The sequence below is a fragment of the uncultured Methanobrevibacter sp. genome (genome assembly GCF_947169325.1).
Taxonomy (GTDB): Archaea; Methanobacteriota; Methanobacteria; order Methanobacteriales; family Methanobacteriaceae; genus Methanocatella.
The window spans coordinates 31,774-41,613 of record NZ_CAMVPN010000011.1 but is presented as its reverse complement, the minus strand read 5'-3'; the positions used below and the strand labels follow the sequence as shown (position 1 = coordinate 41,613).

General features: G+C 35.6%; 11 protein-coding genes. 1 reads left to right on the top strand and 10 read right to left on the bottom strand.

Going from position 1 to position 9,840, the window contains the following annotated elements:
• Window positions 1-117: 117 nt before the first annotated feature.
• Genes Q0W26_RS03030 through Q0W26_RS03020 form a run of 3 tightly spaced genes read right to left on the bottom strand, consistent with a single transcriptional unit; the run spans window position 118 to window position 2,431 of the window.
• Window positions 118-1,134 carry a ribitol-5-phosphate dehydrogenase gene (locus Q0W26_RS03030; protein ID WP_298522219.1) on the bottom strand — a complete coding sequence of 339 codons (1,017 nt, stop codon included), beginning with the start codon at window positions 1,132-1,134 and terminating at the stop codon, window positions 118-120.
• Window positions 1,127-1,837, bottom strand: a complete 711-nt coding sequence (locus tag Q0W26_RS03025; protein WP_298522217.1) for a 2-C-methyl-D-erythritol 4-phosphate cytidylyltransferase — start codon at window positions 1,835-1,837, stop codon at window positions 1,127-1,129. The genes Q0W26_RS03030 and Q0W26_RS03025 overlap by 8 nt, the downstream gene beginning before the upstream one ends.
• Before the next feature lie 6 nt (window positions 1,838-1,843).
• Window positions 1,844-2,431, bottom strand: coding sequence for a class I SAM-dependent methyltransferase (locus Q0W26_RS03020; RefSeq protein WP_298522216.1), 588 nt, complete (start codon window positions 2,429-2,431; stop codon window positions 1,844-1,846).
• Window positions 2,432-2,613: 182 nt separating this feature from the next.
• Here Q0W26_RS03020 and Q0W26_RS03015 point away from each other — a divergent pair, with 182 nt between their 5' ends.
• Window positions 2,614-3,798 carry a coenzyme F420-0:L-glutamate ligase gene (locus Q0W26_RS03015; protein WP_298522214.1) on the top strand — a complete coding sequence of 395 codons (1,185 nt, stop codon included), beginning with the start codon at window positions 2,614-2,616 and terminating at the stop codon, window positions 3,796-3,798.
• 68 nt (window positions 3,799-3,866) lie between these two features.
• On the opposite strand, the gene Q0W26_RS03010 is transcribed toward Q0W26_RS03015, so the two are convergent.
• The 7 genes from Q0W26_RS03010 to Q0W26_RS02980 all read right to left on the bottom strand — a co-directional run bounded on the left by Q0W26_RS03010 (window position 3,867) and on the right by Q0W26_RS02980 (window position 9,838).
• Window positions 3,867-4,457, bottom strand: coding sequence for a class I SAM-dependent methyltransferase (locus tag Q0W26_RS03010; RefSeq protein WP_298522212.1), 591 nt, complete (start codon window positions 4,455-4,457; stop codon window positions 3,867-3,869).
• A 308-nt stretch (window positions 4,458-4,765) separates the two neighbouring features.
• Entirely contained in the window at window positions 4,766-5,989 is a 1,224-nt protein-coding gene (gene argJ, locus Q0W26_RS03005; protein WP_298522210.1) for a bifunctional ornithine acetyltransferase/N-acetylglutamate synthase, read from the bottom strand.
• A 20-nt stretch (window positions 5,990-6,009) separates the two neighbouring features.
• Window positions 6,010-6,261 carry a hypothetical protein gene (locus Q0W26_RS03000; RefSeq protein ID WP_298522207.1) on the bottom strand — a complete coding sequence of 84 codons (252 nt, stop codon included), beginning with the start codon at window positions 6,259-6,261 and terminating at the stop codon, window positions 6,010-6,012.
• 200 nt (window positions 6,262-6,461) lie between these two features.
• Entirely contained in the window at window positions 6,462-7,664 is a 1,203-nt protein-coding gene (locus tag Q0W26_RS02995; RefSeq protein WP_298522204.1) for a hypothetical protein, read from the bottom strand.
• Complete coding sequence (locus tag Q0W26_RS02990) at window positions 7,657-8,682, bottom strand: Zc3h12a-like ribonuclease (protein WP_298522201.1); 1,026 nt, start codon at window positions 8,680-8,682, stop codon at window positions 7,657-7,659. Before Q0W26_RS02990 ends, Q0W26_RS02995 begins: the two co-directional genes overlap by 8 nt.
• A 55-nt stretch (window positions 8,683-8,737) precedes the next feature.
• Window positions 8,738-9,481 (bottom strand): metallophosphoesterase, encoded by a 744-nt coding sequence (locus Q0W26_RS02985; RefSeq protein ID WP_298522198.1) that lies wholly within the window; start codon window positions 9,479-9,481, stop codon window positions 8,738-8,740.
• Window positions 9,482-9,487: 6 nt separating this feature from the next.
• Complete coding sequence (locus Q0W26_RS02980; RefSeq protein ID WP_298522221.1) at window positions 9,488-9,838, bottom strand: nascent polypeptide-associated complex protein; 351 nt, start codon at window positions 9,836-9,838, stop codon at window positions 9,488-9,490.
• Between the last annotated feature and the right edge of the window lie 2 nt (window positions 9,839-9,840).

The window sequence follows — 9,840 nt, the reverse complement described above, 5'->3', positions numbered from 1 at the left end:
CATAAAAATCAGGAAAAAAACATGAAATCAAAAATTAAGTTGACGACATTGAAAAAAAATGAAAAGAAATATTATAGAGTGGAAGCATTTAAAATAATGAATAGAATACTCTATTGATTATTTATTCCATTTGAGAATTGTTTTGCCGAATTTGGAAATATGGTCCTTATCGAATGCCTCCTTTAAGTCATTTAAGGAATTTATTTCACATACGCTGGTAATCAGCTTCTCCAAGTATTCAAACAGTTGAGGATTTTTAGAAAGCATATCAACCACACCAACAAAATCCTCCCTTTCGGAACGGCTGTTTCCCTGGATTGTCAATCCTTTTTCCAAAACCATTCTCGTATTGATTGGAATCGGATATTCACTTACACCGAATAAGTTAATTGTACCTTGAGGATTGATAATGTTAATTATTTGGTCAATAGCTGATTGGGAAGCGCTTGATCCCACACATTCAAATGCATGGTCAACAGTCAAGTCATCCGGTACATCATGAATCCTGTAGATTTCATCGGCAAAGGAAAACAAATCAAGGTTATCATAATGTTTTCCAAAGACGATTATCTTTGAATGAGGAAATTTTTCCTTTAAAAGAAGGGATGTGATAAATCCAAGGTTTCCATCGCCCCAAACTCCCAAAACCTCCTTTGGTGTTGTGCAGATTTCCTCGAACTTAGAAATCCCCTGATATGCAACTGACATCAATTCAATGAAAGCTGAAACATGCAAATTAAAGTCATCAGGGATTTTTACAACCCTGTCAGATCCAAGCTTTATTAAATCGGAAGTGAATCCGTCAAAACCGCTTCCCCTGAACTTTGATTTGTAGGAATAGTTGAGTCTGCATACGTCTTCATCGGTCGGTGTGTTTGGAATCATCACTACCTTTTCTCCGGATTTGAAATTGCCTTCGCTATCAAAGACAACTTCTCCTATTCCTTCATGAATCAGTGCCATCGGCAGTTTCTTATCCAAAATTTCAGCTGGTCTGGAGCCCTGATAGTATCTTTGGTCAGCCTGACATATTGAAAGGTATGTCGGCCTTACGACAACTCCGTCTAATTCAATTTCGTCAATGGATTCCTCAAAGAATTTAGGAGATTTCAATCTGTAGACAATGTTAATCATGATTATCCTCAAGTATAGTATTTGCTAATTTCAAATCATAAGGGTAAGTAATTTTAATATTTGTTACTTCGCCCTCGACCAGATATACATCTTCACCTTTCAAAGTGAATATTTTACATGCATCTGTCAGTATATTGCTTTCCTCTTCCGTCAAACTATTGATTAAGTTAAAAAGTTTCTTTATATTGAAGCTCTGTGGAGTTTGGCCTTGGTAATAATAATCCCGTACGGGGATGCTCTCAATAGTGGTGCCATTTATGCTTTCAACGATTGTGTCTGTAGCAGGCACAACGGTATCGCAGGCCCCATATCTTTTTGCACATTCAATATTATCCTCAATAATCCTGTGGGTTACAAATGGGCGCACTGAATCATGGGTTATAATAATCGAATCATCATCAATGCCGAAATTCTCATCAATATAGTTGATACTGTTCATTATTGTATCGTTTCTTGTTTTCCCACCCTCAATGACAATGACATTGGAGTTATCTCCAATATACTCCTCAATAAGATGAGACGTATGGTTTATAAAATTTTGAGGTGTTAAAACGATGATTTTATCAATTTTATTATTAATTACGAATTTTTCAATAGTGTGAACAATAACCGGCCGGTCACCTAATGGCAGGAACTGTTTAGGAGTATCTGTACCCCCCATTCTAGATCCTATGCCACCTGCCAAAATCGCTGCAAAAATCATGTCTAATTACTCCTTTTCAAATATTATCATAAAATGTGAATTTCCTTCAGGACTCTTCTGACCCATATTTTCATTTAAATGAACTTTCTTAAGATTGTGTTTGGAAAATATCTCCTCCAATTCATCAGGACTGCATTTTATTTCAGTCGGAGGGCCAAATGACCAATCGATTGGCCTGAATTCCATGATTGCAATTCTACCTTCATCATTAATTAACCTGGACAATTCTTCAATTACAGCATCCCTGGTTTTTGTATCCTGAAACCCATGAAATACATTAAGCATCAAAATAACATCAATTTCACCATCACAAACATCGACAATACCTTCGGTAAAATCTCCCAGAACGGTGATTAAATTTTCAATGTTATTCTCTTGTTTGTATTCATTCAATTCTTCAATAGCCACATCATAGCTATCCACTGCATAGACAATGCCATCGGGAAGATATTCGTTGATTGCCTTAATGGAAATGTATCCATCACCGCAACCTGCATCCATGAAAACCTCATTTCCCTTAAGATTCAATTCCCGTAAAATTTCATCGGAATCAAGGAAATTAGCACTTGATTTAGCATGATGTTTGTGTTCCATAACTATCACCACATTTCATTACTAATAGTCTTTAAAAGATAGTATTTAATGATTTTCAAGGAAATTATTTTTAATTCGAAAAAATTGGGGGAAATCTTAACCTATATATAACTTAAAAAATATAAAATATATGGGTTGTTGGAAAATTAGTTCCAGCGACATTATGATATAGAGGTATAAAAATGAGATGTGTTGGTACTGTAGTACGTGGAATCAGAACACCAATTATTAAGAAAGACGATGATTTAGCCACAATAGTTGTGGATTCATTAATGGCTGCAAAAGAAGATGAAGGGTTTGAATTTAGAGATAAAGACGTTGTTGCAATCACAGAAGCAGTTGTAGGTATTTCAGAAGGAAATTATGTGACTGTTGACGACATTGCAGAAGATTTACAAAACAAATTCCCATCCAAAAAAATCGGAGTGACAAACCCAATCTTAAGTAGAAACCGATTTTCCATCGTATTAAAAGGAATTGCAAGAGGAATGGATAAAATAACCTTATTAACATCATTCCCAGCAGACGAAGTAGGAAACGGAATTTTAGACGAAGAACTATTGGACAAAAGCGAATATAACCTCGCAAGCATCATCACCGAAGAAGAATATGCAGAAACTTTCGGATCATGGATACACCCATTCACAGGAATCAACATGATTGACTTTTACAGAGAAATAATCGAAAGCGAAGACTGTGAAGTCGAATTCGTCTTCTCCAATGATGTAAAAACAATTCTCGACTACACCAATGACGTTTTAACCTGTGACATTCACACAAGAGAAAAAACAACAAAATTACTCAAAGAATTAGGGGCAAACGTATACGGATTGCACCAAGTCCTTACAGAACCTGTTGGAGACTCAGGATTCAATCCAGACTACGGACTTTTAGGCTCCAACAAAGCCACTGAAGAAAAACTAAAACTCTTCCCTAAAACAGGAGATGCAGTAGTAAAAGAAGTACAAAAAAGACTAATCGAAATCAGCGGCAAACAAATAGAAGTAATGGTTTACGGTGACGGAGCATTCAAAGACCCAGTTGGAAAAATTTGGGAACTCGCAGATCCAGTCGTATCACCAGCACATACAGACGGATTAATCGGAACACCAAACGAAATCAAATTAAAATACGTTTCCGACAACAAATTCGCAGATCTAAAAGGCGACGAATTAAAAGAAGCAATCAAACAAGAAATTAAACAGAAAGATGCGGACTTAACCGGACAAATGATTACAGAAGGAACAACACCAAGAAGATTAACAGATCTAATCGGTTCCCTATGTGATTTGACAAGCGGTTCCGGAGACAAAGGAACTCCAGTCGTATTTATCCAAGGATACTTCGATAATTTAGCAGATGACTAAATATCGAAACTTTCTCTTTTTTTAATTTTAAAATATAAAAATAGATGGGATTTAATCCCATTTAACACTTATTCTTTTTGAAACATTATCAAATAGTGAGACTTTCCTTCAGGAATGTCCTCACCTATTTCTTCATTTAAGTAAATCTTTTTAAGACCATGTTTTGCAAAGTATTCTTCCAATTCTTCAGGAGAACTTCTTACAGGAGTTGGAGGTCCTTTAGGAACGTCCCATGCTTTGTAATCCATGATTGCAATTTTACCATCCTGTTTGATGATTCTTGCAAATTCACTGATGGCTTCATCAATTTTTCTTGATGCCTTAAATCCATGGAATACATTAACCATCAATACAACATCAATTGATTCATCTTCAACACCTGGAATCCCTTCAGTGATATCCGCTTCAATGTTGATGAGATTAATCACATTGTTTTCTTTTTTATAGGTTTCCATATCTTCGATAGAAGCATCATATATATCTACTGCATAAACAGTACCATTAGGAAGATATTCTTCAACAACTTTAATTGCATTGTGACCATCGCCACAGCCTGCATCCATAAAGACTTCATCACCTTTAAGGTCTAATTCTCCCAAGATTTCATCCGAATCCAAAAATAATGCGCTTGAAAATCCGTGTGCTCTATGACCATTCATTAATTTCACCTAAAGAAAGGTTTGTGAAAAATAGTATTTAAAAATTGTCAATATGATGAAATGTTAATAACATCAAAAAATAGTTAAAATAAATAAAAAAAAGTTATAAGAGGATTATTTTTTCCAAGTTTGTTTAACTCCTCTTCCTCTTTTACTACCAGGTTTAGTATAACTTCTTTTTTGTCTGGTTCTTCTGTTAGTTCCTTTAACTTTTGCCATATCTTACCCTCCTTCAAATTCAATCATTAAAACATTAGAATTATATATAACATAAAAATATTTGTTTTCAATATATTTAAAGGTTTTCTTTAAGTGGTGTATTCTGCATTAATTTTGACATAATCATAAGTTAAATCACAACCCCATGCAGTTGCCTCACCATCACCTAAATCCATGTCAATATTGACTATGACATTTTTGGATTGCATTATCTTTTCTGCCCTTTCAAGATATGGAGTGTCTTCAAATGCCAGAATTTCACCGTTCTTTACCAAATCAACATCGTCTTCATCATCAGCGATTGAAATGGTTACAATGTCCGGATTCAAATCACAACCGGAGTATCCTATAGCAGACACTATTCTTCCCCAGTTTGGATCGCCCCCAAAGACTGCTGATTTAAAAAGACTTGATGATATGATTGACTTAGCTGCAAGGCGTGCATCATTATCGTCCTTTGCACCACAAACATTTGCTTCAATGAATTTTGTGGCTCCTTCACCGTCACGAGCCATTTTTTTAGCCAAATCAATACAGAGATAATTCAATGCATCCTGGAAATTGGAATCGATTTTACCATCCATGACCACTTCAACGCCTGAAGCTCCATTGGCCATCATCAGGCATGTGTCGTTGGTACTCTCATCACCATCAACAACAATCATGTTGAAACTGATATCTGCAGCCATCTTCAATGCTTTTTTAATGTCACCCGCAGGGATTATTGCATCTGTTACGATAAATGACAGCATTGTTCCCATATTCGGAGCAATCATTCCACTTCCTTTTGTAATACCTGCAATTTTAACTGTCTGGCCAGTTGTTAATGTGACTTCAACAGCACATTCCTTTGGAAAAGTATCTGTAGTCATGATGGCTTTTGCAGCTGCAAGAGAGTTTTCTGGATTATTTCCCAGTTTGGAAAGGGATTCATAAGCCACTTTGGAAATTATGTCAATAGGCATTTCACGACCAATGACCCCTGTTGAAGAGATTGCTATTTCATTTTTGGGGATTTTTAAATCCTTTGAAACCAATTCCACTAAAGTTTCACAATCTTTAAATCCTTGCTCGCCTGTAAAGCAATTGGCATTTCCACTATTTACAAAAACGGCTGAAACAATTCCATCCTTAATTACATTTTTAGTATACTTAACAGGAGCTGCAACAACTTTATTTGAAGTAAAAACACCTGAAACAGTACTATTTGGACAATGAATAATAGTTACTCCAAATTTGCCTTCACGAGCCCCTGATACTTCAAGATTTTCAATTACTGAAAATCCCCCATCAAGATTTCTAATAAAATTCATAAAAATCACAAAAAAATAAGTTATTGTTGTATATCCTCATAAGGGTCATAATATTCCTTATTTTCATCTTTCAATATAAATTCCGTCTGATTTTCATTAAAATCAACAGCATCGGCTTCATCAAATGTTACCTCTTGGGTTTCATTTAAATTTGTAGTCATTTCTACAGTAACATTTTCTATATGGGTTTCATTATTAGCATCCTCATTGCCGCTGTCAAAGCTCAGCATAACTCCAATTCCAGCCCCAATGACAAAAGCCAATAATACCATAATCATTAGAAAGACTGTCCTGGAACTCCTCTTTTTTTGCTTTTTTGGTTTTCTTTGAGGAGCGGATTGTCTATTATTAGAAAATCCGAACGATTTTCGATTGTTATTTCGTCGACCTTTACGAGTATTTCTACCGTTACCTGCTCTCAATACCCGTTTATCGTCTTGTTTTCGTCTCATATTAAATTCCTTTTAATTTTTTATGCGAAAAATGCATAAAGTAAAGCCAGTAAAATTCCAACAAAACCAAATACTCCAAGACCTAAAATTGACATCACATATACAAATATGAATACAAATATAAACACACCAATCAATTTGGATTTTTCATTTTCAATCAAATTAATCAATGTTCTTGAAAATTCAGATGGAATATTATAAGCATATAATCCATTAGCCAATTCAAATACAACTAATGACAATGGAGAAGTGGATTCCAAATTATCAACCAATTGAGCCCTCTCACCCGCTTCACGTCTGCTTCTGCCAACTCCCGCTCTGATTTTAGCACCATTATCAAGTGCAAACCATGCTGCATCAAGTCCTGCGCGGATAGCCAAATCCTTGGATGGGAATCTTGCAATAAAATCATCCCCTCCTTCCCTATAACCTTCAAGTTCACCGTCACATTCTGTTTCGATGAAATTCTTTATTCCAGTCATAAGTTCGACAAGCTGGGTTCTGCCATGCTTATCAATGAATTTTGTAGAATCAATCAGGTCGATGAATAGATAATTTTCCAAATTCACAGGTCGGGATTCCTTAAGCAAAAATGCATCGTCAAAGACAAGGGCATACTCTCCTCCAAGTTTTGTAAATGCAATGCCCGGAAAACTTCCAACACTTTGAGTGTAATGGATTGCCCTTTCGATTGAAGCGGCTCCAGTCATTCCTACAGCGGAAATAACCTGGATTCCTTCAGATAATCCAATACCTATTAGTTCAATAGCTACACGAATAGCATCATTTTTGCTTAGCATCCTTGCTACAAGTTCAGTATCAGTTTTTTCGACAATCTCTCCTTTTTCAGTTTCGATAATCTTAACAAATATATTGATTAAATTTGAAGGATGTTGCAGTTCAATGTAAAAGTAACGATCGCTACCCATGATAATGTTACTTACCAAAGCATATTCTTCTATTCTATTTTCTGCGGGAGATAATTCATGAAAAGTGTATTCAGTTGGAATATTTTCAGCACCCACATCACGAATTAGATTCTGCAATATTGTATCTGATGTGATTTCTGCCTTTTCAAGCTCAAAAAGAATAGTCTGAGTGTAATTAAACAACTCCACATATTCTGTTTCGAGGTTGTTTGTTGGAAAAAATTTTGTTCCGACTGAAATGGGATTAAGTCGAGTGGTCAACTTAATGTAAGACTTAGTTAAAAAACTAGTCATCAAAAGCTCCTCCCTTCTCAAGTTCTATTTCAAAGTCTCCAGGTTTTTCTAAAATCATATCCGGTTTGACGGATACAAATGGAAACTTCCAAGAACCTAATCTGCCAGCTATAGTGCTTGCAATATTTCTTGAGTTTCTTTTAATGAATACTTCATCATGAGCGCTTACACGTACTAAAATGTTGTAAGGAGCATTTTCAGTCACCTCATCGGCAAGCAAAATGTTCAGCTCGAAGTTGCCCGGTTTTGTAAAAAGGTCGTTACGAACGGCAATCAAAGGTTTTTTCTCAAGACCTAATCTGTCTGCTATTGTCACTGAAATATTTCCAGCATTTTTAACCGCAAGCTTATAATCCTTAGGATGAACCAAAACAAATATCACATAAGGAGCTGCAATTTCCACATCATCAACCATTTCCACAATCTTATTGAACATTGGAATTTTTGAGAAAATATTTTCAAGTTTGGATTCTGTATTGCTTTCATTGTCAATGCGAATAATAGCCTGTTTGGCTATGTTTAATGGAGAAATTTCCAATCCTTCCTTGCTTGTATATATTTCCCATTTCTTAAAGTTCAGTTCCTTAATGATTTCATCACAAATGTTTTGAAGGATATTCTTATCTTTTTTAGGTTGCTTTGGTTTTCCAAATGTCAATCTTCCATTATCTATCACAAATGGAATTCTCATTGAAGCGATATTTCTAAATTCAGCAGCATAATCTCTGAACTTATCATTAGATAATATTTTTGCCTTTTCATTAGTGGCAATTTCAAGAATAAAATGATCCGCATCATTTCCTGCTGGAACTTCCTCTACATTTTCACTTTCCAACAATTTCAAGAATTTTTCTTTATCATCAATATCATGACGGAGTGATGCATCAGCAATAATTACAAATTCATCTTCACTTTCTTCTAATGCTTTAACAGCAGCAAGGATATTGGCCAATTTTGGTTGACCATTCTCATTTTTTACATAATAAGCTACATTAGAAGCATCTACGACAACTTTCATAATATCACCTAAAATTAATTCAGTATTGTATATTTATCTAATTTTATATTTAAATCTATAATTTATTTCTTGTGTATTTTCCAAATAAAAATCTTTCGCCACCGACAGTATTTAGAAAAATCTCAATTTCAGTATCTGAAATATTATAAACATTATATGAATTCTTATTTTTTCCTCTCAGCTTGGTGGAACACAATGATCCTGCATTTGCCACGACAGTGTCGTTTATTTTCCAGATGTTTGGAACATGCTTGTGGCCGGACAATACCAAATCAACTTCATGAGTTGTCAATGTCTTTAGAATATCTCCTGCATCGGAGAGAACATTACGTTCACGGCCAGTTTGTGGAATGGAAACTACATGATGATGCAAAGCCACAATAGAAAAGTTTTCATTAATTACACATTCATCCAATTGATGTTCCAGCCACATGTGCTGAGGAGTTCCGACATGCCCTCGGTCTTCATCCGGAGAACTGCTGTCTAGACCCATGACTGTGACCTTTTCGCCTAAGGTCAGTTTCCAGCTTCGCTCACCTATCAATTCCTCAAAACTTTGATAACCCAAATTACGTGAATCATGGTTTCCGGGAACTGCAAACAACGGAGCGTCAAAAAGTGACAGGTATCTGGCTGCCTGTTCAAACTCGACATAGTAACCATTATCTGTTAAATCCCCTGTCAATATTATCATGTCAGGCTGCATAGCATTTATTTCACCAACCGCCTGCATAAATATATCTTCATCAAAATCCGCCTTGCAGACATGCAAGTCAGATATGTGTGCAATTAATGTCATTTTATCCTATTGGTTTAATTTCATGATAGCTTCAGCCAAGTCTCCTTTGCATTCCTCAAGTGCTGCCCTTGCTTCATCTTCACTTACATTAGCACTGTTTGCTACCATTTCAACATCTTCGTCTGGAATTTCAACTTCATATTCTAGCTCTACTTCACGGGCTTTACCTTCAATCTGATAGGTTTCCTGACCCATTACATTCATTAAGCTTACGTTAGGATTGTCAATGATTAACTCTTTGTCATCAAAACGGATAATTACTTCACGAGCACCGTCCAGGTCCTCCATTTTCATACCCATTTTTTTCATTTGCCTTTCCATCTGTTTCATTTGTTTTTTATTCATACCAGGTATCATGT

Coding starts and splice junctions, on each gene's coding strand:
- Q0W26_RS03030 (WP_298522219.1), bottom strand. CDS start 1,134: ATGATTAACATTGTCTACAGATTGAAATCTCCTAAATTCTTTGAGGAA.
- Q0W26_RS03025 (WP_298522217.1), bottom strand. CDS start 1,837: ATGATTTTTGCAGCGATTTTGGCAGGTGGCATAGGATCTAGAATGGGG.
- Q0W26_RS03020 (WP_298522216.1), bottom strand. CDS start 2,431: ATGGAACACAAACATCATGCTAAATCAAGTGCTAATTTCCTTGATTCC.
- Q0W26_RS03015 (WP_298522214.1), top strand. CDS start 2,614: ATGAGATGTGTTGGTACTGTAGTACGTGGAATCAGAACACCAATTATT.
- Q0W26_RS03010 (WP_298522212.1), bottom strand. CDS start 4,457: ATGAATGGTCATAGAGCACACGGATTTTCAAGCGCATTATTTTTGGAT.
- argJ (WP_298522210.1), bottom strand. CDS start 5,989: ATGAATTTTATTAGAAATCTTGATGGGGGATTTTCAGTAATTGAAAAT.
- Q0W26_RS03000 (WP_298522207.1), bottom strand. CDS start 6,261: ATGGTATTATTGGCTTTTGTCATTGGGGCTGGAATTGGAGTTATGCTG.
- Q0W26_RS02995 (WP_298522204.1), bottom strand. CDS start 7,664: ATGACTAGTTTTTTAACTAAGTCTTACATTAAGTTGACCACTCGACTT.
- Q0W26_RS02990 (WP_298522201.1), bottom strand. CDS start 8,682: ATGAAAGTTGTCGTAGATGCTTCTAATGTAGCTTATTATGTAAAAAAT.
- Q0W26_RS02985 (WP_298522198.1), bottom strand. CDS start 9,481: ATGACATTAATTGCACACATATCTGACTTGCATGTCTGCAAGGCGGAT.
- Q0W26_RS02980 (WP_298522221.1), bottom strand. CDS start 9,838: ATGATACCTGGTATGAATAAAAAACAAATGAAACAGATGGAAAGGCAA.